The sequence below is a fragment of the Coxiella endosymbiont of Amblyomma sculptum genome (genome assembly GCF_009883795.1).
Taxonomy (GTDB): Bacteria; Pseudomonadota; Gammaproteobacteria; order Coxiellales; family Coxiellaceae; genus Coxiella.
The window spans coordinates 160,682-185,047 of sequence record NZ_CP033868.1 but is presented as its reverse complement, the minus strand read 5'-3'; the positions used below and the strand labels follow the sequence as shown (position 1 = coordinate 185,047).

The window sequence follows — 24,366 nt, the reverse complement described above, 5'->3', positions numbered from 1 at the left end:
TTTGTGTCTGAAGACTTTCAATTATCACACTTTCATTAAATCCGCTATCTTTTTCGAAACAACATCATCTATCTCTGAGATTTTTTTATTAGTAAGATTTTGAATATCAGTTTGTATACACCGTTTCTCGTCTTCGTTGATGATTTTTTCTCTTAGCAATTTTTTGAGATTATTATTAGCTTCTCGACGAATATTGCGTACTGCCACTCTCGCTCTCTCAGCCTCATCGCACACTACACGAGAAAGCTCTTTTCGGCGTTCCTCCGTTAAAGGAGGTAATGGAACTCGAATCGCCATCCCGGTTACACAAGGATTTAAACCAAGACCGGCGGATTGGATGGCTTTTACAATTGTCACTATACCGTTTTCTCCTTCCCAAGGAGTGACTGTAAGCATACAAGGACTGTCGACAACAATTGTCGCCAGTTGATAAAGTGGAATATTCTTACCATAGCAAGAGACTGTAACATTTTCCAACAGACCCGAATGGGCATACCCGTCTCGTAATTTCATCAATCCGTTTTTTAAAACTACTACACTTCGTTGCATATGCACTTTTGCTGTATTGAAGATATCGTTAATCTTAAATAAACCTCACTATCATTGCATTTCCTTTCTCAGATTTTAACCCCGATCTACCAAAGTTCCTTCTTCTATATCCATCACTACTCGAAGCAAAGTTCCCGACTTTTTAATATTAAAAATTCTAATCGGCATATTATGATCCCGACATTGAAAAAATGCAGCCAGGTCCATGACTGCCAATTCCTTTTTCAAGACTTCTTGGTAAGTTAGGTGCTTATAAAGCTTTGCTTTTGGATTTTTTTCCGGATCATCTGAATACACGCCGTCCACATTTGTAGCCTTTAACACTACATCAGCGTCGATTTCAATTCCCCGCAAACTGGCTGCGGAATCGGTAGTTACTAAGGGATTTCCAGTACCAGCGGCAAGAATCACAACGCGTTTCTGCTGCAGATAGTAAATCGCCTTTCTTCGATGAAAAGCGTCCGCTATTCCTATCATAGGAATAGCGGACAAAACACAAACCGGTAAATCAGACCGTTCAAAAGCATCTCTCAAAGCTAACGCATTCATCAATGTCGCTAACATTCCCATATAATCACCTGTTATGCGACCGATACCAGCTTTCTGCAAAGTGGCCCCCCGAAAAATATTACCTCCTCCGATGACAACCGCTATCTGAATACCCAATTGGTAGACTTGAACAATATCTTTCGCCATACGATCCAGGACAGTAGGATCAATAGCACAAGCTCCTTGTCCTATAAGAGCCGCTCCACTAACTTTCAAGAGTATTCTCCAATAAAGTGGGCGAACTTCTCCTTCCATTATTGCTTCTCCGCGTCTTCGCATTACGTTACTGTACAATTTTTCGACTGCTTGCCACCATATCGCCTATTTCGAATCGCACAAAACTCAATACGGTTGATCTTTCTGATCGTAGCAAATCCCCCACCAAAATTTCTGGATCTTTTACAAAATTCTGTCCTTCTAGGCTCATTTCTTTTAAAAGTTTGTTCAAACGACCATCCACTATCCTATTAATAATATCTTCAGATTTTCCATCTCTTTTTGCTTGCGCCATCAAAATCTCTTTTTCCTTAAATACTATCTCATTAGAAACATCACTGGATCTAATTACTTTTGGATTAAAAGCAGCAATATGTATAGCAATATTTCTAGCCAAACTAAGGTTTTTGGAATTAAGTGCCACTAAAACTCCAATCCGATTTCTATGGGTATAGTGACCAATAATTCCGTCACCGGCAGATAGTAATTTTACACGACGAACCTGAATATTTTCTCTCACTTTGAAAATAAGTTCTTTCCTAATTTGCTCTAAAGTTTTTGACGTTTCCCAATGCACAGAAGAAAGTGTATCAGAAACGTTCATAGTTTCCTCTTTCAGACCACAATTGACGATTTTTTGAGAAAATTCTATAAATTCTCTGCTGTGTGCTACAAAGTCAGTTTGACAATTTATCTCCGCCATAAATCCTTTCTTACAGACACCATTTACTACAATAGCGACTATTCCTTCGTTCGTATTTCTTCCGATCAACTTATCCGAAATTACCGCACCCGATTTTCGCAATTCTTGAATAGCGTCCTCCATATTGCCATTGGCAACTTGCAAAGCCTCTTTGCATGACATCACACCTACACCAGTAATCTCTCGTAACTTCTTTACCATAGATGCGGTGATTGTTATCATCGTTCCTCCGTATTTCTACTGTTTTCCATTTTTATCTTGTTTTTTTCTTTTATATTCAAAGTTAGATCTGTTTTTTCTTTTATGCTTTTTGTAACAGTTCCTGTGTTACTTTTTTCTCTTTCTCCATTTTCTTTTTTCTCTAAATTCAGTGCAGTATAGGTATTAATAATAGTACAAGCTATTGCTTTACAATACAGTCGGATAGCGAGTACAGCGTCATCGTTACCAGGAATGATGTAATTAATATTTTCAGGATTTTCGTTTGTATCGACTACACCCACAACTGGGATTCCCAATCGGTTAGCTTCTTGAACAGCAATCTTCTCATGACCTACATCAATAACAAATAAAGAATCTGGTAAACTGCCCATATTTTTAATTCCCGATAAGTGAGCTGATAATCTCTCTTTTTCGCAAACCAGTCTCAAAATCTCTTTCTTGGTCATGCCTGTAAGATGTTGAATGTTGTCCTTCTGTAAACGTTCTTCGAGTTCTCCTAAACGCTTGATCGATTGACGAATAGTCTTATAATTGGTTAGCATTCCTCCCAACCAGTGGTAATCCACATAAGGCATTCCACAACGAGTGGCTTCTTCTCTTACAATTCCACGAGCCGGAAACTTAGTCCCTACAAACAAAATTTTTCCACGTCCCGAAACTATTTTCCCAATAAATCCTAAGGCCCTTTGAAACAAAGGCAAGGTCTTCTCGAGATTAATAATGTGAATTTTTTGTCGAATTCCATAGATATACGGAGCCATCTTCGGGTTCCAATAACGAGTCCGATGACCAAAATGAACGCCGGCTTCCAGCATGTGCCGCATAGTTACATCAATCATACCCGTATTAAAGAATCAACCCCCCAAAAAAATACAACACTCTAAAAATATCGACAAACAACACATTTATTATAGTATAAAGGATAACAAGATGGAAGATAGTAAAGAAACCAAAGAAACTTGCATCTTTCAGAACAACAACTCTATACTCTTACGAAAATGTCTGTATCAATTAAAACGTTTGAAGAATTGAAAAGAATGCGTGTTGCTGGACGTTTGGCGGCGGAAGTGTTGGAGATGATTGAACCTTACGTAAAAGCTGGAACCACCACCGATGAACTTAATACGATTTGTCACAACTACATCACGCACATTCAGAAAGCGATCCCCGCTCCTCTGAATTATTTAGGATTTCCTAAATCCATCTGTACGTCGATTAATCATGTGGTATGCCATGGAATTCCCAACAACAAAAAATTGAAAGAGGGTGATATTATCAACATCGATGTAACCGTTTTGAAAGATGGACATCATGGAGATACAAGCAAAATGTTTGCTGTGGGTAACGTTCCAAATTATGGAATGCGCCTTATTCGCATTGCACAAGAGTGCCTCTATATTGGAATTTCTATGATTAAACCAGGAGTACGACTAGGCGATATCGGATTTGCCATACAGAATCATGCAGAAAAGAACTATTATTCTGTTGTACGAGAATATTGTGGTCATGGTATAGGTAGTATATTTCACGAACCTGATTTACAAATCCTGCATTACGGAAAACCCGGTACAGGGAAAATTTTGAAGCCAGGAATGACGTTTACAATTGAACCAATGATCAATGCCGGAAAACGTTATGTTAAATTGCTTAATGATAACTGGACTGTTGTAACAAAAGACCGTTGTTTATCAGCACAGTGGGAACATACACTCGCAGTGACTGAAGATGGATATGAAATTTTTACCTTACGCACAGAAGAAGAGATAGATACAATCAAAAAAACCGCAAAAGATTAAAAGATTACAGATTACAATGACCACCCTGCCGCTTCGGCAACCCCTATACCGATTTTTGCGGGAGATTTTACGGTGAAAACACCTGCAGCTTCTAAAGCTGCATATTTTTCCGGTGCTGTCCCTTTCCCTCCTGAAATAACGGCTCCCGCGTGTCCCATCCTTTTACCAGGCGGAGCGGTTGTTCCAGAAATGTAAGAGACTATTGGTTTGCTTATACAGGATTTAATAAAATCTGCCGCTTCTTCTTCTTCTGTACCGCCAATCTCCCCTACCATTACTACAACTTCTGTTTGAGAATCTTTTTCAAACAACGCCAGAATGTCTATGAAGTTGGTTCCAAGAATAGGATCACCTCCAATACCAACACAAGTACTTTGACCAAAACCCAATTGGGTGATTTGATTTACAGCCTCATAAGTCAAAGTACCCGATCGAGAAACAACACCGACTTTCCCAGGTTGATGGATGTGTCCCGGCATGATTCCGATTTTACATTCTCCTGGTGTAATAATTCCGGGACAATTCGGTCCGATCAGACGAACGACATTAGAATGTTCTCTAAGATATGACGAAACAGTCAGCATATCAAGGATAGGAATCCCCTCAGTAATGCAAACTACTAGACCTATTCCTGCATCAATCGCTTCAATAATCGAATCTTTGCAAAAAGGTGCCGGAACAAAAATCACACTAGCGTCAGCATTTGTACTATCGACAGCCTCCTGTACACTGTTAAATACAGGTAGTCCTAAATGCGTTTTTCTTCCCTTTCCGGGTGTTACACCGCCCACCATTTTTGTTCCGTACTGTAGCGCTTTTTTAGAATGAAAGGTTCCGTTTTTTCCTGTAAAACCTTGACAAATTACTCTTGTTTCTTTATTAACTAGAATGCTCATTCTGTGTTTTTTCGTTTTTTTACTTGCTCAATAATTTTTTTTGCAGCTTCTGTGAATCCTTTTTCGATAATAACACGCGCATCTCCACTCTCCGTGAGTTTTATAATTCCTAGTTGGGCATTATTCCCTTCCAATCGAACAACTATTGGAATCTGAATATTTACCGTCTCTAAGAAATCAACAATCCCTTCCGCAATCAAATCGCATCGGACAATACCGCCAAATATATTTACAAAAATACCTTGTACGTCTTTGTCCGAGAAAATAATCTTAAAAGCTTCAAAGAAACGATCCTTAGTAACACTGCCACCTACATCCAAGAAATTAGCCGGCTCACCGCCTTCCAATTTAATAAGATCCATTGTAGCCATTGCAAGTCCCGCACCATTGACCACACAACCAATATTTCCGTGCAATTTAAGATAACTCAATCCTTGTTTTTGCGCTAAAATTTCGTATTTATCTTCTTGAGTGGTATCGCGCAACGCACGAATCGCGGATTGGCGATAGAGCGCGTTATCATCTACACTTAGTTTTGCGTCTAAACAAAGCAATTCTCTTAAATCAGTAATTACAAGAGGGTTAATCTCTAACAAATTCAGATCACGTTCAACAAATAATCGATACAATCTAAGGGCAATATCCGTAAACGACTGCATCTGTGAAAGATCCAAATCCAAACCAAAAAACAACTGTCGACTTTGAAAAGGCTGCAATCCAATCGTAGGATCTACAATTATTTTTAAAATTCTTTCGGGAAATTGCGAAACTACTGTCTCAATTTCAACCCCCCCTTCTGTAGAAGCTATAAAAACAATTTTTTGTACGGAACGATCAATTGTTATACTTAAATACAGCTCTCGAACAATATTTGACGTTTTTTCAATTAAAACTCGATTCACCAACTGACCGCGATCGTCTGTTTGGTAAGTAACTAAATACGTTCCTAATAGGGCACTTACAGCGTTTCGTAATTCCCTTTCGTCTTTGACAAGTCGAATACCTCCGGCTTTTCCACGACCGCCTGCGTGTACTTGAGCCTTTACCATCCAACAATTTCCTCCGATTTTACCTATCGCATCAACAGCCGATTCTACATCAAACGCCACTACACCTAGAGGTACAGGAACGTTGTACTCTTTTAGCAAATTCTTTGATTGATATTCGTGCAAATTCATAATCCGACTTTGTTTAATCTCTCCACTTACAATATTTTCCACAATCGTTTATCGGGATACCCGGCTTTCTGGGCGTGGGTACGATGCACTACAGATGTAGTCTTAATTAATTGTATTATATCTCCAACAGAAGCCGAGAAGGATCTTCCAAAAATCGCTTAATAGTTACTAGAAACAATATCGCTTCTCGTCCATCAATAACACGATGATCATACGACAAAGCTACAGACATTATCGGCCGAATTACAATTTTTCCTTTTTTCACAGTAGGGCGATCTTCAATTTTATGCATCCCCAAAATAGCGGTTTGAGGGAGATTAATAATTGGCGTAGACAAAAGGGAACCGTAGGTTCCCCCGTTGGAAATCGTGAATGTTCCGCCTGTCAACTCACCAATATTCAAATACCCCTCTTGAGCCCGAGAAGCGTATTCTCTAATTTTCTTCTCAATACCGGCTATATTCATATTTTCAGCATTCCTGAGGATAGGAACTACCAGCCCACGTTTTGTGTCTATTGCAATTCCAATGTCATAGTAATTGTGGTAAATAATTTCGTTTCCATCAATTGAAGCATTTACCGTAGGAAATCTTTTTAGAGCTTCGATTACAGATTTTGTAAAGAAAGACATCAAACCCAAACGAACTCCATGTCTTTTTTCAAACTCGTCGCAATATTTTTTTCGCAAATTCACCACCAGTTTCATATCAATTTCATTAAAAGTAGTCAACAACGCGGCTTCGTGTTGTATACGTACCAAACGCTCTGCGATACGTTGTCGAATTCGAGAAAGAGGCATACGTTTTTCTGTTCGCTTCTCTTCTCTGTCTCTCACAGTTTCCTTTTTGGAAGATCTGCTGTCTGTATCTGTTTGACTCTTTAAACGATCTTCGACATCTTTTTTTACAACAAATCGATCTCCTTCCCAGTTTTCTAAAAATTTTTTCCAATCAAAACCTTTTTCAGAAATCAACCGACGTATAGTAGGACTAATACTTCTTTTACTCTTATCAGAAAGTTGTTTTCTTATTTTCGTATCACTTTCTGTTCTACTTTCATTACTGCCTACTTCTTTTTTTTCTTCTTGAACAGATTCTTGAATAGATTCTTGAATAGATTGAATAGACACATCCTTTTCATCTTCATCTTCATCTTCTTCCGCATTTGCATTATTTTCATTTTCTTCTTCCACAGTCGCCAGTACTTCACCTGTTTTTACTGTGCTTCCTTCTTGGATCATTCTCTCTTTAAGAATACCGCTTTTCGGTGCCGGAACTTCTAATACTATCTTATCAGTTTCTAAATCAACCAAACTTTCGTCTTGAATAACGGAATCGCCCTGTTGTTTGTACCATTTTACTACTACAGCATCAGAAACAGATTCTGGAAGTATGGGGACTCTAATTTTAACGGTCATACCGAAATTTTCCTCTACGCACCAATTCCCAAAGCTTCGTTAAGCAGAATATTTTGCGTTCTAAAATGGAGACTTGGATATCCAGTAGCCGGAGAAGCTTCAGAAGCTCTTCCTACATAGCCTAATATTTGATCATCTCGTAAACATCTTTCAAGTCGATGGCGTATGCAAAACCACGCCCCTTGATTTTTAGGTTCTTCCTGACACCAAATTACTTGTTTTGCATTGGAATATCTTCCAAGTTCTTCCTGCAATTTTTTGTAGGGGAACGGATACAATTGTTCAACACGAATCAACACAATATTGCGCAATTTACTCTCTTGACGTTTGATTAACAAATCATAATAAATTTTTCCACTACAAAGCACAACTCGTTCGATTTTTTTTAAATCTTGTTTATCGATTTCAGGAATAATCAGTTTCCATTGGCTATGAGTTATATCTTCTAATAAAGAAACTGCCATTTTATGACGCAACAGACTTTTCGGTGTCATAATGATCAATGGTCTTCGATAGAAAGATAATACTTGACGCCGCAATAAATGGAAAATTTGTGCTGGAGTTGTGGGAATGCATACCTGTATATTATTCTGGGCGCACAATTGCAAATAGCGTTCTAATCTAGCAGAAGAGTGTTCAGGTCCCTTTCCTTCGTAACCGTGCGGTAAAAACATCACCAAATTCGATAAGCGATTCCATTTTTGCCATCCTGCGCTTATAAACTGATCGACAATCACTTGGGCTACGTTAGCAAAATCTCCGAACTGTGCTTCCCAAACAATGAGTGACTCTGGATCTGTAGTGGAATAACCGTATTCAAACGCTAACGCACCGGTTTCACATAGTAGAGAATCGTAAAAATATGCTTTTGCTTGTTTGTTCTCTAAACGTTTTAGAGGTTCATATTCCGCTCCAGTTTCCTGATCAAACAAAATAGCGTGACGATGAAAAAAAGTGCCACGTCGAGAATCTTGTCCTACCAATCGAACCGAATGTCCCGCCTCTAGTAAAGAAGCATAAGCGATCATTTCTCCAAAACCCCAATCCATAGGAACCTTACCTTCAACCATATCAAATCTCAGATTATAGATAGCAGCTACTTTTCGGTGGGGTTTGAATGTATTTGGTAACACAACAAATTTCTTTCCGATCTCTTTCAATTTTTTTAATGAAATAGTTGTGTCGACTGTAGTATTCGGTTTTTTATCAAGATAAATCGCCCAATTATCTGAAAAATTACTAGGAGAGACAGTTTCTACTATTTTTTTTCCTTCGTCGAGACAAATGCGATATCTTTTTATCCACGCACTAACATCTTGAGAAGTACAAATTTTCTGTTTAGTAAGTTCTGTTTCGTAAAGTACGCGAACAGTGTTATGATTTTGAATAATCTTGTACATCTCCGGTTGGGTAGGAGTTGGATCGTCTACCTCTTGGTGGCCGTGTCGGCGATAACAAACAAGATCAATAAAAATATCTTTGTGAAATGTCATGCGATAGTCTAATGCCAACCGAGCAACTAAAATTACAGACTCAGGGTCATCTCCGTTCACATGCAATACGGGAGCGTCCAGCATTTTTGCTACATCCGTACAATATAGAGAAGATCGTGCGTCTTTAGGATTTTCGGTAGTGAATCCCAATTGATTGTTTAGAACAATATGAATGGATCCACCTACGTAATAAGCGCGTGTTTGCGACATATTGAGTACTTCCATAACCACCCCTTCACCTGAAAAAGCAGCGTCTCCATGAATCATGACAGCCATTGCGTGATCTGAATTTTGCTTACGTTGTCTTTCTTGTCGTGCACGCACGGACCCCATAACGACAGGACATATAAATTCCAAATGCGAAGGATTAAAAGCCAAAGACAAATGAATCGATCCTTCATCTGTTTTTACATTTCGCGAATAGCCTTGATGGTACTTCACATCTCCAGAAACCAAATTTTGGTTCTCTTTTTCTTCAAATACTTGAAACAACTCAGAAGCTGGTTTCCCCATAACATTCAGTAAAACATTAATTCGACCACGATGTGCCATACAAATGGCCATTTCATTCAATTCTCTACTACACGATCTTTTAATCAACTCATTTAATAAAGGAATTAAACTTTCGCCACCTTCTAAAGAGTAACGAATTTGACCTACGTATCTCGTATCAAGATATTTTTCGAGGATTTCCGCTGCCACCAATTGTTGTAAAATATTCTTTTTAGCACTCTCACTAAAATTGACTCGACACAATCGATGTTCTGCGTAATATTGCAACCAATTTCGCTCTTCTTCGTTTGACACTGCATCGAATTGCATACCAATAGAACCGCAATAAATTTCGCGTAAACGACTGTATATTTCTTTTAAAGTATAAGGTCCATTTAAAAATCCATTGACAACAAACGTTTCTTTACAATCATCTTCCGATAGTCCGTAGTAGTCTAATTCTAAACGAGGATCCATCAGGATTGGTTCGACTTTTCTGTCTTCCTTCTGTCTTTTTTCGAGAGGATTAATTTTGGCTACAAGATGACCAAATTTTCTGAAAGCTTCTATCAACAAAGAAACAGCCGTCTGTCTGTAGACGGATTTTTCGTTTCCAGAAACAAGAGTCCTCTGCTGTTCTAAAAAACCAAACAATGTCTGTTTCTGCTTGTTATTATGTACAATACTTTTTTGTACGACGGCAGAACTTTTCGATAAAGACTGGAAATATTGGAACCATTCCCGACTAACGTTTCCAGAATCCTTGAGAAAATTCTCATAAAGCGTTTCAATATAGGTAGCGTTAGTACTAGATAAATATGAGCTTTTTTGGAATTTCTCCATAGAAATTCTGTTTGTATAATTTTTATTTTGTCCACTACTCTTCAATTTTTTCATTCCTTAATTTTTGCTGTGCTACGCAGCATTTCTGAACGAATTTTCCGAATCGCTTTTGTTGGATTAAGATTTTTTGGACATACGATTGCACAATTCATAATAGTCCTACAACGAAAAACACTATACGGGTCTTTCATAGCATCTAATCGTTTTTTCTTCTCAGTATCTCGAGTATCGGCAATGAATCGATAAGACCAGAGCAATCCCGCAGGCCCGATAAATTTATCGGGATTCCACCAATAAGAGGGACAAGCAGACGAACAACAAGCACACAAGATACATTCATAAAGTCCGTCCAATTTTGCACGGCTGGCAGGAGATTGTAGTCGCTCTTTTTCTGGAACTGTTTGATTATTGATCAGATAGGGTTTTACTTTTTCATATTGCATGTAGAATTGTTTCATATCGACAATTAAATCACGCACAATAGGAAATCCCGGTAACGGCCGAACCGTTACCCGATCCGGTAATGTTTTCAATTGAGTTATACAAGCCAATCCATTTTTTCCATTAATATTCATTCCATCTGACCCACACACTCCTTCACCACACGAGCGACGTAGACCAATATCCGAGTGTTCTTCTCTAATCGCCTCTAGAGCATCAAGTAACATTTTTCCGGATACTACTGATACATCCAATGGATACTCTTTCATATAAGGCTTTTCATCTGTTTCTGGATTGAAACGCATTATTACAAATGTCATTACTCGAGATTTTTTATTCACATTTCACCTTGTTTCTGGAAGAAACGGCTCTATGCCTTTAGGTTTCATGTTAACAGGACGATGAGCAATACGACCGTCTCGAAAATAGATTGTATGTTTCAACCAATTGACATCATCGCGTTCCTTAAAATCAAATCGAGCGTGCGCCCCTCGGCTTTCTGTTCTTTGTTTTGCGCAAACGGCTGTTGCATAAGACACTTCAATCAAATTATCCAGTTCCAAAGCCTCTACTCGTGCGTTGTTAAACATCCGACTGGTGTCTGTTAATTTTGCTCTTTGCAATCGTCTGCGTAATCTCTTTAAACATTTCAATCCTTGATTCATTTGATTCTCGTTTCGAAAAACACCAAAATCTTTTGACATAGTCTTTCTCATTTCCCGACGAATTTCCGATGGATGTTCTGTATTTTCTGGATTTTCCCAACGTTTAAACCGCACTAAAGCGGCATTGATATCATCGGGATTTTCGGAGCGATATCCCAATTCCGTTTTCAATATTTCCTGCAAATACAGACCCACCGCTCGACCAAAAACAATTACATCCAATAGAGAATTTGTTCCTAGTCGATTGGCTCCATGAACAGACACACAGGCGCACTCACCAACAGCAAACATGCCTTCAACCGCTCGATCGTTACCACTTTCATCCACAGTCAAAACTTGTCCATAAACGGTCGTAGGCACTCCTCCCATCATATAATGGCAAGTAGGCAAAACAGGTATTGGTTCTTTGGTTATGTTGACGTTAGCAAACTTTTCAGAAAGTTCAATAATACCTGGTAATCGTTCTCGCAATATTTTTTCTCCTATATGATCCAATTTTAATAAAACATGGTCCTTTTTTAAACCTACTCCGTTTCCTATCACCACTTCTTGCAAAATAGAACGCGAAACTACATCTCGACAATCAAGGTCCTTCAGATAAGGAGAATAGCGTTTCATAAAACGTTCTCCAAATTTATTTATAAGATATCCACCTTCACCACGAGCGCCTTCCGTAATTAAACATCCAACTCCATAAATACCCGTTGGGTGAAATTGCCAGAATTCCATATCTTGCACAGGCAATCCGGCTCGAAGCGCCATACCTATTCCATCTCCGGTATTTGTATAGGCGTTACTGGTAGTCTCATAAATCCGACCGGCTCCTCCAGTTGCGAAAACTGTCGCTCGAGATTTAAAAAAAATTAAATCGCTTGTTGCTATATTTAGAGCGATTAGGCCTACAATTCCACCTTTAAGTCCACGAATCAAATCAATACCGTACCATTCGCTGTAGAAAAGAGTTCCAGCCTCTAAATTTTTCTGGTAGAGTGTATGCAGTACAGCATGCCCTGTCCGGTCGGAACAGGAACAAGTGCGGTATGCCATTTCTCTTCCGAAATCGGAAGTGTGCCCCCCAAAAACACGCTGGTAGATACGACCGTCTTGTAGACGAGAAAAAGGTAGACCGTAATGTTCCAATTCATATACCGAAAAGGGAGCTTGTTCGCACAAATACTGAATGGCGTTTTGATCACCTAAGTAATCAGAACCTTTTACGGTGTCATACATATGCCATATAGGATTGTCAGAAGCTACGTTACCTAGAGCCGCCGCTATACCCCCTTGTGCAGAGACAGTGTGAGATCTGGTAGGAAAAACTTTCGAAACAACAATCACTGTATATTTGTGTTCCGACTGCGCTATTTCTAAGGCAGCACGCAATCCCGATCCTCCGGCACCTACAATCAAGACATCGCATTCTTTAACGTGAATAGAGTTCATATTTGTTTCTACAATTTCTATACTATCTGAAAAAATTTGACAGTCCATATTACAAAACAAGCGAATAATACTAAAAAAACGGTTGTTTCTAATGTTGATCGAACTAGACTATTTTTTACGTAATCGGTAAGAATTATCCACACACCAATCCATGCGTGCCACAAAATGCTAAAAATTGTCAACAAAGTAAAAATTTTTACTGGAATATGAGCGAACAGAATACACCATTTCTTATAAGAAACAGGTTTCTGAATCAACAAAAAAACAATGAGAAAAACGGTATACGCACCGATCAAAAGAGCGGTAATTCGTTGTACACACCAACTGTTGTAACCCAAGCAACGGCTCATCTTTTGTTGATTTACTATACCCATATCCATATCCCTATCAATACAATAGAAACAGATGAAATCACAAAAACCGCAGAAGCTGTAGCGTTTCCTATACGAACCGACTCTCCAAAACCAAAATCCATCATCAGGTGACGTATTCCTGAAAATAAATGAAACAAAGTCGCAGAAAGAACAGTCCATACGAAAACTTTCAACCACCAATCGTGACTGAGCAGCCGTTTTAAATGTAAAAAGGATTCTTCCGAAAGAAGAGATTGATACACGAAATAAAGCGAAAAAGGAATGCACAAAAAAAGAACGCATCCAGAAATCCGATGAAAAATTGACACAACGGCGGTCAAAGGAAAATGAAATCTAATCAGATTAAGGTTTATCGTTCTTTCAGCACGCATCCCTCTGTCACTTCTTCAAAAAAGTATGTAACACTCAAGCACGCGCGCGGATTATAATAGTATTTTTAAAAAAACACAAACTTGTATTTAAAATATGAGAAAGAAAAAACAATTTGTACACGTATGTTTTTAAGTATCAATTCTAAAAAATTTTTCTTACAATGAGTTAGACTTGGAGGACAAGTTTCGAATTTGATCGTAATTGACACCATTCGTTTATGAGGAGTGTTCGTGAATGTGTACAGCAAAATTCTCTTTCGGTAATCGGTCCGCCGAATTTCCTATTCGATCTCCTGTTTTAGGAAAAAAAGTTATCAACATAAACACTTTAGGAAAGTCCGGTATTTACACTTTGGATGTAGGTTTTTATTCAACTGCCGCTTTCGAATCTAAAATTACTTTTGTCGATGGAGAACAAGGCATCCTACTATACCGAGGCTACCCCATCGATCAATTGTCCGAATCGCAGGATTGTGACTACATGGAAGTTTGCCATTTACTTTTGTATGGTGAACTACCCAACAACGATCAAAAGGAAGATTTCACCCGTTTTATTAAAGAACACATCGGTGTCTGCAGACGGATGACTCATTTCTTTGGTGGATTTCAACACAGTGCCCACCCAATGGCTATGATACTATCCACAGTCGGAGCGCTGTCGGCATTTTATCATGATACTCTTGACATTAAAAACCCTATACATCGAGAATTGTCGGCTATTCGTCTAGTAGCAAAAATTCCAACTCTTACCGCGATGAGTTATAAACATTCAATAGATCAGCCATTCATTCGTCCTCGTCAGGATATATCCTACACTGAAAATTTTCTTTATATGATGTTTGGAATTTCTTTCTTAGATCCTGTTTTGGTTCGCGCTATGGATCAAATTTTTATACTACATGCTGATCACGAACAAAACGCCTCTACAACCGCAGTCCGTGTGGCAGGTTCTACAGGAGCTAATCCTTTTGCATGTATTTCGGCAGGAATAAGTACTTTATGGGGGTCGGCACATGGGGGAGCCAACGAAGCTTGCCTTGCTATGCTTCAAGAAATAGGTCATGAGAAGAATATCAATAAATATATTAAAAAAGCAAAAGACAAAAACGATCCCTTCCGACTAGCGGGTTTTGGACACCGCATCTACAAAAATTACGATCCAAGAGCAAAAGTAATGCAAAAAACTTGTCATAAAGTTCTGGATATATCAAAAAATAGAGACAAAACATTGTTTAAATTAGCAAAAAAGCTTGAAAAAATAGCGTTGGAAGATGATTATTTTATTAAAAAGCAACTTTATCCCAACGTAGACTTTTACTCAGGTCTTACTCTGCACGCTATCGGAATTCCTTCTAATATGTTTACAGCGATTTTTGCATTATCGAGAACTGTTGGATGGATTTCTCACTGGATGGAAATGGTGAGTACAGAACATTCTCTCGCTCGTCCTCGCCAATTGTATATAGGCGAAGAAAAGAGAGATGTCTTGCCTTTGAACGAGCGAAAATAGACTTCCGCTAAGAACGCAAGATCCTTCCCCAGAGTGTTTTCTCACAGGTCTCTCTAAGATCTCCTTAGTAGAGATAAGGTCTACTGTCTTTGTCAATCGTTCTTATTTTCTCTTGTCCCGATTTCTCTTTCGGAATTTTTTAGGACCGTGCGGTCCACGACCTCTCGGCATTTTGTATCCTTTTTTCCGTACCTGATTGCCTAATACATCTAGAACTGCATTTACGTATCTGTAGCCTTCCTGAGCACCGAATTCTTTCGTTAGCCATAGTGCTTCATCAATCACTACTTTGTACGGAACATCTTTCCGATACAGCAACTCGTATATTCCCAAACGCAACACTGCCAATTCTACAAGATTTACAATACTAATATCTCGATCCAAATATACAGTCATTAAATCATTGATATCGGAAATATTCTGAATCGTTCCGGTTACCAAATCCTTAAAGTAAGACAGATCTACATTATTTAGAACATCGTTTTCTTCTAAAAATTGATTAACAAAAACATCCTTCTGTATTTTTCTAAAATCCCATTGATAAATAGCTTGTAGGGCATATCGACGTGCTTCATGACGTTTACTATTTTTCATTAGTTTTTTGCCGATTTTGCAAACGATGAATTTCATCATAAAATGCGTTGACATTTTGGAAACTGCGATAGACAGAAGCAAAGCGTACATAGGCAACTTCGTCTAGAATTCGCAATTCTTCCATAACCAATTCTCCTACCCACTGGGAACTTACTTCACATTCTCCTCTTGCTCGTAATTTATGGACAATACGTTGGACAGAAGATTCAATCTGTTCTGTACTGATAGGTCTTTTTTCTAATGCTTTCAACAGACCTATACGCAACTTCTCTTCTTCGAATGCATTTCTCCGACCATCCTGCTTAATAATTCGCGGCAAGTTCAACTCGGCTACTTCAAAAGTAGTGAAACGTTCTTGACATTTAGAACATTCTCTCCGTCGACGTACTTGAGTGCCTTCTTTTACCAATCTAGAATCAATCACTTTAGTATCTTCAGCATTACAAAAAGGACAATACATTAACTAATACCATTTCTGACCGTATCAATTCTCCGGTCCGGATTTTATCTTCTCTTCAACAGCTTGAAAGCATGTCATAGTTTCGTCTTCATGAAGCAAGCAATAGTTTGAATCTAACAAACAGGATCAGGAACTTTTTTCTCCAAAATTTTGCCTCTCGAACAAGTTGGTAAGCCTAAATCTTTTGTTCCAACAGATATAATTTCCCCCTTTGAAAACTATAGCCATTGATTTTGTGCAACTGGAAATTGCGCAATTGGAAAGAGAAAAAAGAGAAGGAAGAAGAAAAAATTCAATTCATCTTTCTTCACCATCACTGCTGTATAGTTCACAACACCACACTAAAACCACATCTCTACTCAATTTTAAATTTTCTTTCCAATGGGTATAAAACAGATTTCTCAAAAAAATCGATACAGCCTTTTCCAATGCAAGTACGCAATTGAAAAAACTAACAAATAGAATAAATCTTTTTTCTCACGTATCTCTTTGTATACTACTTTAATACAAAGGCATTACACACTAATTTAGCAAACGACGGATTCTGTCCGCTTTTTCAATAGAGTTATCATAATAAAATACCAAATCGGGGGCATATCGTAGTATAGTAGATCTGGCTAGCAGATGACGTAAGTACCCTGTAGCTTTATTGAGAACTTCTTGGATCTCTTGAAGATTGTGGTCTTCAGGTAACAATAATGTATAAAAAACTTTAGCCTGCCTAAGATCAGACGAGACAAAAGCGTCCGTCACAGAAATTAAAGACAATCTGGGATCATGGACTTCTTTTTTAAGAAGTTCGGACAATTGCCGTCGCACGAGACCGGCCACCCTCTGTTTTCGATGACTTAAAATCGCACTAGATAGTTCTTCGTTCAATCTGAACTTTTTCAAAAGCTTCAATTTGATCTCCCACTTTTATGTCGTCATAACTTTTTATTCCGACTCCGCATTCTATACCTTGATGAACTTCTGCTACGTCTTCCTTATAACGACGTAGAGACTCCATCTTCCCTTCGTAGATTACCACATTATCACGTAATATACGAACAGGCAAATGACGGCGAACTACCCCTTCTGTCACTATACACCCCGCAACAGCTCCCAATTTGGAAGAACGAAAAACTTCACGAACTTGTGCGAGACCAACAATCTTCTCTCCAAATTCTGGAATTGACAACCCATCTAGAGATTTTTTTACTGAATCAATTAGATTGTAAATTATATCATAATAGCGCAAAACAACCCCTTCCCGTTCTGCTAAAGAACGGGCGAGCGTATCAGCTCGAACGTTAAAACCAATAACGACCGCGTTGGATGCAATGGCCAGATGTACATCCGATTCGGTAATACTTCCTATTCCTTTAGAAACGAAATTTACTTGAACTGTATCGGATGATAGTTTATCGAGGGCAGACAACAAAGCTTCCAAAGAACCCTGCACGTCCGATTTTAATACAATATTCAAGGTATTAGTGTCCTTTTTTACGCGATCAAAAACACTTTCTAAACAAATTGTCTGTCTTTTCGTCAGACGAATCTCGCGATTCTTCCACTGTCGAAAGCGCGCAATTTCGCGCGCTTTACGCTCATCCTGCACTACTACTGCTTCTTCGCCAGCTGTCGGTATATTCGAAAGTCCTAATACCTCAACAGGAATCGAAGGTCTTGCTCGCAAACAAGGATGGCCATCATCACCAATCATAGCACGCACTCGACCATATTCCTGTCCTACTAGTAGTGTATCTCCGAGACGCAGCTCTCCACTCATCACTAAGATAGTAGCTACGGGACCTCTTTTTTTATCCAAACGAGACTCGATTACTGTCCCTCGCGCAAGTCCATGATTTGAAGACTTTAGTTCCAGCATTTCGGCTTGTAGCAAAATACACTCTAGTAAAGAATCGATACCTTCTCCAGTTTTGGCCGAAATTAATTGAAACAAAGTTTCCCCACCCCATTCTTCCGGAACAATTTCCTGTTTAGATAATTCGATTTTAATCCGATTGGGATCTGCTTCCGTTTTATCCATTTTGTTAATTGCTACGATAAATGGAACCTTAGCTGTCCGCGCATGCTGAATAGCTTCAATTGTTTGAGGCATTACCCCATCATCAGCTGCTACCACTAACACTACAATATCCGTACATTTAGCTCCACGAGCTCGTATGGTTGTAAACGCTTCGTGCCCCGGCGTATCTAAGAAGGTAATTGCTCCAGATGCAGTGTTCACATGATAAGCACCAATGTGCTGAGTTATTCCCCCCAATTCAGTACTCGTCGTCTTAGTTTTACGAATACAGTCCAAAAGGGATGTTTTTCCATGATCCACATGCCCCATGATAGTCACAATAGGAGATCGTGGCGATAAATCGGCTGTTCCTTCTCTAGTTTTTTTCTTCACCTTTATTAAGGAAGCTTCTAAATCATTCTCAACAGTATCATCTCTAATAAGTTTAGCTCTATGTCCCATCTTTCTTACAACGGTTTCTGCCGTTTTTTGATCGATACACTGATCAGTAGTGAGTATCACTCCCATTTCTGCCACAGTTTTAATGACTGCTGATGCTTTGATAGACATTCTCTGGGCAAGATCAGAAACAACAATTGATTTAGGAACTACTACCTCTCGAATAATAGGAGTTGTTGGTTTCAAAAAACCATGTTCAAGTTTTGATGAAACGGAAACAATAGTTCCATCTGTTGTAGAGTTTGTTGTTTTACGCTGACGATGTTCTCCCCCGGTAAATTTTGACATGTGAAGTTCTTCACGATCCCACGTCCATGCTTTATCCTCTTCGTTTTTACGACGTACTCGAAATTCTTTACGAACGATTTTTTTAGAGATTTCTCTAATTTCTTCCGATCTTCTCTTATTCGTTTCTGATCTTGTAATGGTTTCAATATCACCAGAAACATCCTGCGGTTTATAAGTAGCCATTTTTTCTTCTTTTTCCTTCACTTGTTCTTTGGGAGACAGGACAGAAGGTTCCCACAGAATTTCTTCTTTAGACACTGCGGTTGATTTCTCGTAAGCGTGTTTAGAACGTATTTCCACATTAATACGTTTTTTTCCTAATCTAACAACGCTGAGTTTTTTTCTCTTTAACACAATCTTCGAATGTTTTGTATCTAGTACATTACTAGCTGTTCTCAAATATAGAAGTAATTTTTGTTTCTGATCGTTAGTGATGGTTTGATCAACGTGAGTAATTGCAATTCCTGCATCTTTCAGTTGTTTTAAAAGGTTCTCCGGAGTTGTCCGTACCAATTCGGCCAATTTCTTTACACTTACTATATTGTTCATATGAATCTCATTCTTTCGAAAACCAATGAGATCTTGCTGCCATAATCAATTTGGCAGCAAGATCTGCATCAATATTGATAATCTCTTTTAAATCATCCACCGATTTTCCCGCGAAATCTTCTCGATTTGATATCTTATGAACTATAAGTTGACTAGCTAGATCTTCTGTCATGCCTTCAATTGTCAGCAAATCTTCTACAGAATTCTGTTTATTCGATTCCTCTCGATTTGAGATTGCTTGCGCGAGTAAAACATCGCTTGCGCGATGTTGCAATTCACTAGCGATTTCATCATCAAATCCTTCAACACTCTGCAATTCCTCTTTTGGAATATAGGCCACTTCTTCTAAGCTCGTAAACCCTGTTTGAATCAATGCTTCTGCAACTTCTTCATCAACATCCAATTTTTTCATAAAAACAGATTTGATCTTGTCCACTTCTTTTTCATGCTTTTGCGCCATCTCGATTTCGCTCATAACGTTTAGGGTCCAACCTGTCAACTCACTAGCCAATCGAATATTTTGCCCATTACGTCCAATCGCTTGAGACAGTTGTTCTTCCGAGACCGCAAGATCCATTGTACGAGAATCTTCATCTACTACAATAGATGTAACTTCCGCAGGAGCCATAGCATTAATTACCAATTGTGCGGGGTTATCGTCCCATAAAATGATGTCAATTCTCTCACCTCCTAACTTATTGGAAACTGCTTGAACGCGTGACCCCCGCATACCTACACAAGCTCCAATAGGATCAATCCGAACGTCATTTGTTTTAACAGAAACTTTCGCTCGGGAACCGGGGTCTCGAGCGACTCCTTTAATTTCAATTATCTCTTCACCAATTTCTGGAACTTCAATTTTGAATAATTCAATTAAAAACTCCAATCGCGTACGACTTACCAGCAATTGAGGTCCTCGTTTATCTTTTCGAACAGCCAATAGATAAACACGAACTCGATCATTGATTCGAAAAGCTTCTCTTGGAATCGTTTCTTCTCTGAGTAACAACGCTTCTGCGTTTTCGCCCATATCCAAAATAACACTATCGCGAGTCACTCGTTTGACGACTCCAATAATCAGTTCTCCTATTCGTTTTTCATATTGTTGGATGACTTTCACTCGCTCAGCTTCACGTACTTTCTGAATAATTACTTGTTTGGCTTGCTGAGCCGCGATACGACCAAATTGCACCGATTCAACCGGTTTCTCAACAACATCACCGATTTTCAAATCAGGATCAATTTCCCGTGCTTGACTTAGAGGAATTTGTTGACCGGGTAGCTCTAGAGATTCTGTATCCTCTACTACTGTCCAGCAACGAGCAGTTTTATAATCACCGACTTTTTGATCGATAGATACACAGATCTTAACATCGTCTTCGCCATAACGTTTAGCCGTTACAGCAGCTAAAGCCGTCTCTATAGCTTCGAAAATAATTTCCTTTGATACACCGCGTTCATTAGACATCGAATCGACTGTTAGTAGCATATCTTTATTCATTATTAATTCTCGAGTTCATTACGAGTTATTTTCAAAATTTTATAAGAAATCGTACATTGTACGCAGCGTTAACGTGTTTAATTATTTTACTCTCCAAAACAAAAAAGGGCAAAAAGCCCTCTTATTCCAATACACCCATTCCAAAAAAGACCTCGTATTTTGTTGCCTTCTACCAACTTCAGTATAGCAACAAAAAAAGCGGGAGTAGGATTTGAACCTACGACCTTCGGGTTATGAGCCCGACGAGCTACCAGACTGCTCCATCCCGCACCAAAAGGATCATTGTATAGACAAAATTACCAAATAGCAAAAATTTAGCAATGTGCTTCCCTTATTAGGTTCGAAAAATTTCTTAAAAAGCTAAATGTGTCAAAGTGTACAACCATTCGGGAAACACACCTATTAAAAAAACAGCCAAACTGTTGATCGAAAAAACAATTTTTACTCTCAAAGGACACTGAATAGGTCTATAAGTCAAAGTAGGGCTCTCAAAATACATCGCTTTCACTATTCGGATGCAATAGTACGCTCCAACGACAGTAAAGAAAACAGAAAGAATTGCGAGCCATACCAAATGGACTCTAATCAAAGCGTCAAGAATACCCACTTTAGCAATAAATCCGACCGAAGGTGGAATCCCTGCTAAAGAAAATAAAGTTAATGTCATCATAAAAGCTAACCACGAATTTCGATCATTCAATCCAGTAAAATACCCAATATCATCCTGTTCTTCCAAGCACTCTAAGCTCATTAAAATAATCATCCCAAAACTACTCAGAGTTGTAAAACTATATGTAACAGCATAAAACATAGCTGCTGTATAACCCTCCTTTGTTCCACATGCGATTCCAAGCAACACATAACCCATGTGAGCAATAGATGAATAGGCTAACATTCTTTTGACATTGGATTGCAAAATAGCAGTAAAATTCCCAATACCCATAGATAAAACAGCCATTACCATCAACATTTGACGCCAACTCCCTTGCAAGGAAGACAATGTGTTTACTAACAAACGAACAATCACAGAAAAAGCCGCTATTTTTGGCGCTGTAGAAATAAATACAACCGATGAACTTGGTGCGCCTTCATAAATGTCAGGAATCCACATATGAAAAGGTACTACTCCTAATTTGAAAGCGAGGGCGGCTACTATAAACACTAAACCAAATATCAGAATTGTGCTCTTACAAGCAGGTATTTGATTCACCGCTGTTGCAATCTTCGAAAAATCTAGGCTTTGAGTGGCACCAAAAACCATAGACATCCCATAAGCTAGTATTCCAGAAGCAACAATACCAGTTACAAAATATTTTATTCCAGATTCAACACAACGAATCTGCGGACGCTGCGTCATAATTGACATAATACAAGTAGGAAGAAATGACAACTCCATTCCTAAAAAAGTTATTAACAAATTATGCGAAGAAACTAGAATCATCATTCCTAATAAAGACAAGAGACCAAATACATAAAATTCTGCATTCCGAATTTTATACGTTTGATTGTATTCTCGTACATAGAAAAACGCGCAAAAGCTCACTAAGCAAATGCATAACTTGAGATAAAACGATACATAATCCAGAACAAACATGTGGTGAAATGTAAGAAGCGTTGCCGAAATTTTGTTCTCCGGAAAAATATACCATATCAGCCAAAAAGTTCCTATTAAGGTAGATTGGGTGAGATAATAAGGAACTTGAGGACAATTCAAGAAATTACCGAAAACTAAAATCAACAGAGCCATAGACAACACAAATATTTCCGGAAAAACAAGAACTAGATTTGGCAATGTCGACATATTTGTAGTCCTATAATTTTAATTGCATGGTTTCCTGCAATAGCTGACCAATGGTTGTATGAAATACATTCAGTAAGACATTAGGATAAAGACCAATCCAAAGTATCGCTACTGTCATGAGTGTAAAAACAATCTTTTCAATCATTCCGATATCAACAAGTCGCAAAACTGAAATGTTAGTGATTGGTCCGTAAAACACACGTTTGTACATCCATAGTGTATACGCTGCTCCAATCACTAGTGTAGAAGCGGATAAAAAAGTTATCCAAAAGCTGGTTCTGAATTCGCTAAGCAAAATCATAAATTCACCTACGAATCCGGAAGTTCCTGGAAGTCCTATATTCGACATCGAAAAAATCATGAAAAAAGATGAAAAAAAAGGCATATTTTTAGCAATACCTCCAAAATTGGAAATTCTTTGGGAATGTAGTTTTTTATAAAGTATTCCAAATCCTAGAAACATAGCCCCGATACTAAAAGAATGAGCAATCATCTGCATCATCGCTCCTTCAAGGCTGAGATAAGCATCTTGACAACTCCCAGTACGCATTATAATCATAAATGACATAAATGCGCCCAAAATAACAAATCCCATATGGGTAATTGAGGAATAAGCAATCAATTTTTTCATGTTCGTCTGCGCGATAGAAATAAGTCCAATATACACAATAGAGATTAAAGAAAGTCCAATCATCAACCAGTCTAAATGACGACTTGCATCCGGGACAATAGGCAAACTAAATCGAAAAAATCCGTATCCTCCTAGTTTTAGCATCAATATAGTCAGCACCACCGATCCACTCACTGGAGCTTCGGTATGCACATCAGGTAACCAAGTGTGAAAAGGCCATATTGGCATCTTAACAGCAAAAGCACCCAAAAATCCTAAAAAAACCAAAATCTGAATGGCTATATTTATATGCAATCGATAATAGTCAGGAATGTAAAAACTTCCTGAATATACATGTAAATACAGAAAAGCCACCAGCAATAAAGCAGACCCCATAGAGTTGTATAGAAAAAATTTAATAGCTGCATAAGAACGCTTTTTCATCCCCCAAATACCTATGCTAAGGTACAAAGGAATTAACATAGATTCCCAAAAAAAATAAAAAAGCATAGCATCCAGAGCAGAAAAAACTCCTATTGTAGCTCCTTGCGTTATTAGAAACGCAGACAAATATTGCCCCATATTTTTTTTGATTGTAATTGAAGTCCAAGAAACCAAAACAACCAATAAAGTTGTAAAACAAGAAAGTACTATTAGTGGCATCGAAATTCCATCAACACCTAGATCATAATTTATTTTAAAAGTTGGAATCCAAGTTAAATGCTCTCTAAACTGCATTTCTACAGAAGCAGTATCAAAATTAAAAAAAAGCAGGAGACAAATAACTAAAGAAATTAGAGCTATCGCCAGAGTTAACACACGCGCTTGATTCGCACGTTTAGGGCTATTAAGCACCGCAACGGGAACAGCCCCTAGTATGGGAAGCCAAATAAGTGTACTTAGCAAAGACATAATACAGTATACCTTCTCAGAAG

At 38.4% G+C, this 24,366-nt stretch carries 20 protein-coding genes, 1 tRNA gene and 1 pseudogene; 2 read left to right on the top strand and 20 right to left on the bottom strand.

Annotated elements, in window-relative coordinates:
• Positions 1-24: 24 nt before the first annotated feature.
• From frr to rpsB, 4 genes are all read right to left on the bottom strand, one after another.
• Positions 25-549 carry a ribosome recycling factor gene (frr, locus tag EGQ50_RS00845; RefSeq protein ID WP_159747745.1) on the bottom strand — a complete coding sequence of 175 codons (525 nt, stop codon included), beginning with the start codon at positions 547-549 and terminating at the stop codon, positions 25-27.
• Between the two features lie 75 nt (positions 550-624).
• Positions 625-1,353 carry a UMP kinase gene (pyrH, locus tag EGQ50_RS00840; RefSeq protein WP_159748429.1) on the bottom strand — a complete coding sequence of 243 codons (729 nt, stop codon included), beginning with the start codon at positions 1,351-1,353 and terminating at the stop codon, positions 625-627.
• A 28-nt stretch (positions 1,354-1,381) separates the two neighbouring features.
• A complete protein-coding gene (tsf, locus tag EGQ50_RS00835; protein WP_159747743.1) occupies positions 1,382-2,239 on the bottom strand; it encodes a translation elongation factor Ts in 858 nt (285 codons plus the stop codon).
• Positions 2,236-3,078 carry a 30S ribosomal protein S2 gene (gene rpsB, locus EGQ50_RS00830; RefSeq protein ID WP_159747741.1) on the bottom strand — a complete coding sequence of 281 codons (843 nt, stop codon included), beginning with the start codon at positions 3,076-3,078 and terminating at the stop codon, positions 2,236-2,238. The genes tsf and rpsB overlap by 4 nt, the downstream gene beginning before the upstream one ends.
• Before the next feature lie 159 nt (positions 3,079-3,237).
• Here rpsB and map point away from each other — a divergent pair, with 159 nt between their 5' ends.
• Complete coding sequence (map, locus tag EGQ50_RS00825; protein ID WP_159747739.1) at positions 3,238-4,035, top strand: type I methionyl aminopeptidase; 798 nt, start codon at positions 3,238-3,240, stop codon at positions 4,033-4,035.
• An 11-nt stretch (positions 4,036-4,046) separates the two neighbouring features.
• Here map and sucD read toward each other — a convergent pair whose 3' ends face one another.
• From sucD to sdhC, 8 genes are all read right to left on the bottom strand, one after another.
• Positions 4,047-4,931 (bottom strand): succinate--CoA ligase subunit alpha, encoded by an 885-nt coding sequence (gene sucD, locus EGQ50_RS00820; protein WP_159747737.1) that lies wholly within the window; start codon positions 4,929-4,931, stop codon positions 4,047-4,049.
• Positions 4,928-6,109, bottom strand: a complete 1,182-nt coding sequence (sucC, locus tag EGQ50_RS00815) for an ADP-forming succinate--CoA ligase subunit beta (RefSeq protein WP_159748427.1) — start codon at positions 6,107-6,109, stop codon at positions 4,928-4,930. The genes sucD and sucC overlap by 4 nt, the downstream gene beginning before the upstream one ends.
• A gap of 115 nt (positions 6,110-6,224) precedes the next feature.
• Positions 6,225-7,526, bottom strand: coding sequence for a 2-oxoglutarate dehydrogenase complex dihydrolipoyllysine-residue succinyltransferase (gene odhB / locus EGQ50_RS00810; protein ID WP_159747735.1), 1,302 nt, complete (start codon positions 7,524-7,526; stop codon positions 6,225-6,227).
• A 14-nt stretch (positions 7,527-7,540) separates the two neighbouring features.
• Positions 7,541-10,408 carry a 2-oxoglutarate dehydrogenase E1 component gene (locus EGQ50_RS00805; protein WP_159747733.1) on the bottom strand — a complete coding sequence of 956 codons (2,868 nt, stop codon included), beginning with the start codon at positions 10,406-10,408 and terminating at the stop codon, positions 7,541-7,543.
• A complete protein-coding gene (locus tag EGQ50_RS00800; protein WP_159748425.1) occupies positions 10,405-11,115 on the bottom strand; it encodes a succinate dehydrogenase iron-sulfur subunit in 711 nt (236 codons plus the stop codon). Before EGQ50_RS00800 ends, EGQ50_RS00805 begins: the two co-directional genes overlap by 4 nt.
• A 24-nt stretch (positions 11,116-11,139) precedes the next feature.
• A complete protein-coding gene (gene sdhA / locus EGQ50_RS00795) occupies positions 11,140-12,903 on the bottom strand; it encodes a succinate dehydrogenase flavoprotein subunit (RefSeq protein ID WP_159747731.1) in 1,764 nt (587 codons plus the stop codon).
• A gap of 17 nt (positions 12,904-12,920) precedes the next feature.
• Positions 12,921-13,277 (bottom strand): succinate dehydrogenase, hydrophobic membrane anchor protein, encoded by a 357-nt coding sequence (gene sdhD / locus EGQ50_RS00790; protein ID WP_159747729.1) that lies wholly within the window; start codon positions 13,275-13,277, stop codon positions 12,921-12,923.
• On the bottom strand, positions 13,268-13,648 hold the full coding sequence (gene sdhC / locus EGQ50_RS00785) for a succinate dehydrogenase, cytochrome b556 subunit (protein ID WP_159747727.1): 381 nt from the start codon (positions 13,646-13,648) through the stop codon (positions 13,268-13,270). Before sdhC ends, sdhD begins: the two co-directional genes overlap by 10 nt.
• A 235-nt stretch (positions 13,649-13,883) precedes the next feature.
• On the opposite strand from sdhC, the gene gltA reads away from it, so the two are divergent.
• Complete coding sequence (gene gltA, locus EGQ50_RS00780) at positions 13,884-15,158, top strand: citrate synthase (protein ID WP_159747725.1); 1,275 nt, start codon at positions 13,884-13,886, stop codon at positions 15,156-15,158.
• 183 nt (positions 15,159-15,341) lie between these two features.
• On the opposite strand, the pseudogene nusB reads toward gltA, so the two are convergent.
• From nusB to EGQ50_RS00740, 8 genes and pseudogenes are all read right to left on the bottom strand, one after another.
• Positions 15,342-15,752 (bottom strand): annotated as a pseudogene (gene nusB / locus EGQ50_RS00775) (transcription antitermination factor NusB); the annotation flags it as partial.
• Positions 15,742-16,212, bottom strand: coding sequence for a transcriptional regulator NrdR (nrdR, locus tag EGQ50_RS00770; RefSeq protein WP_159747721.1), 471 nt, complete (start codon positions 16,210-16,212; stop codon positions 15,742-15,744). The gene nrdR and the pseudogene nusB, both read right to left, overlap by 11 nt.
• Before the next feature lie 522 nt (positions 16,213-16,734).
• Positions 16,735-17,067: a 30S ribosome-binding factor RbfA gene (gene rbfA, locus EGQ50_RS00765; RefSeq protein ID WP_159748423.1), complete on the bottom strand. Its 333-nt coding sequence runs from the start codon at positions 17,065-17,067 to the stop codon at positions 16,735-16,737.
• A 4-nt stretch (positions 17,068-17,071) separates the two neighbouring features.
• Complete coding sequence (gene infB / locus EGQ50_RS00760; RefSeq protein ID WP_159747719.1) at positions 17,072-19,519, bottom strand: translation initiation factor IF-2; 2,448 nt, start codon at positions 19,517-19,519, stop codon at positions 17,072-17,074.
• Positions 19,520-19,526: 7 nt separating this feature from the next.
• Positions 19,527-21,020, bottom strand: a complete 1,494-nt coding sequence (gene nusA / locus EGQ50_RS00755) for a transcription termination factor NusA (protein WP_159747717.1) — start codon at positions 21,018-21,020, stop codon at positions 19,527-19,529.
• 196 nt (positions 21,021-21,216) lie between these two features.
• Positions 21,217-21,290: transfer RNA gene (locus EGQ50_RS00750), tRNA-Met, on the bottom strand.
• An 82-nt stretch (positions 21,291-21,372) separates the two neighbouring features.
• On the bottom strand, positions 21,373-22,821 hold the full coding sequence (gene nuoN / locus EGQ50_RS00745; protein ID WP_159747715.1) for an NADH-quinone oxidoreductase subunit NuoN: 1,449 nt from the start codon (positions 22,819-22,821) through the stop codon (positions 21,373-21,375).
• Between the two features lie 10 nt (positions 22,822-22,831).
• Positions 22,832-24,343: a complex I subunit 4 family protein gene (locus EGQ50_RS00740; protein ID WP_159747713.1), complete on the bottom strand. Its 1,512-nt coding sequence runs from the start codon at positions 24,341-24,343 to the stop codon at positions 22,832-22,834.
• Between the last annotated feature and the right edge of the window lie 23 nt (positions 24,344-24,366).

Bases quoted from the DNA above. Each gene is read 5' to 3' on its own strand.
- odhB (WP_159747735.1), bottom strand. From the start codon at position 7,526: ATGACCGTTAAAATTAGAGTCCCCATACTTCCAGAATCTGTTTCTGAT.
- pyrH (WP_159748429.1), bottom strand. From the start codon at position 1,353: ATGGAAGGAGAAGTTCGCCCACTTTATTGGAGAATACTCTTGAAAGTT.
- EGQ50_RS00740 (WP_159747713.1), bottom strand. From the start codon at position 24,343: ATGTCTTTGCTAAGTACACTTATTTGGCTTCCCATACTAGGGGCTGTT.
- sucD (WP_159747737.1), bottom strand. From the start codon at position 4,931: ATGAGCATTCTAGTTAATAAAGAAACAAGAGTAATTTGTCAAGGTTTT.
- nrdR (WP_159747721.1), bottom strand. From the start codon at position 16,212: ATGTATTGTCCTTTTTGTAATGCTGAAGATACTAAAGTGATTGATTCT.
- sdhC (WP_159747727.1), bottom strand. From the start codon at position 13,648: ATGCGTGCTGAAAGAACGATAAACCTTAATCTGATTAGATTTCATTTT.
- frr (WP_159747745.1), bottom strand. From the start codon at position 549: ATGCAACGAAGTGTAGTAGTTTTAAAAAACGGATTGATGAAATTACGA.
- nusA (WP_159747717.1), bottom strand. From the start codon at position 21,020: ATGAATAAAGATATGCTACTAACAGTCGATTCGATGTCTAATGAACGC.
- rpsB (WP_159747741.1), bottom strand. From the start codon at position 3,078: ATGATTGATGTAACTATGCGGCACATGCTGGAAGCCGGCGTTCATTTT.
- infB (WP_159747719.1), bottom strand. From the start codon at position 19,519: ATGAACAATATAGTAAGTGTAAAGAAATTGGCCGAATTGGTACGGACA.
- EGQ50_RS00800 (WP_159748425.1), bottom strand. From the start codon at position 11,115: ATGACATTTGTAATAATGCGTTTCAATCCAGAAACAGATGAAAAGCCT.
- sucC (WP_159748427.1), bottom strand. From the start codon at position 6,109: ATGAATTTGCACGAATATCAATCAAAGAATTTGCTAAAAGAGTACAAC.
- sdhD (WP_159747729.1), bottom strand. From the start codon at position 13,277: ATGGGTATAGTAAATCAACAAAAGATGAGCCGTTGCTTGGGTTACAAC.
- sdhA (WP_159747731.1), bottom strand. From the start codon at position 12,903: ATGAACTCTATTCACGTTAAAGAATGCGATGTCTTGATTGTAGGTGCC.
- nuoN (WP_159747715.1), bottom strand. From the start codon at position 22,821: ATGTCGACATTGCCAAATCTAGTTCTTGTTTTTCCGGAAATATTTGTG.
- map (WP_159747739.1), top strand. From the start codon at position 3,238: ATGTCTGTATCAATTAAAACGTTTGAAGAATTGAAAAGAATGCGTGTT.
- tsf (WP_159747743.1), bottom strand. From the start codon at position 2,239: ATGATAACAATCACCGCATCTATGGTAAAGAAGTTACGAGAGATTACT.
- gltA (WP_159747725.1), top strand. From the start codon at position 13,884: ATGTGTACAGCAAAATTCTCTTTCGGTAATCGGTCCGCCGAATTTCCT.
- EGQ50_RS00805 (WP_159747733.1), bottom strand. From the start codon at position 10,408: ATGAAAAAATTGAAGAGTAGTGGACAAAATAAAAATTATACAAACAGA.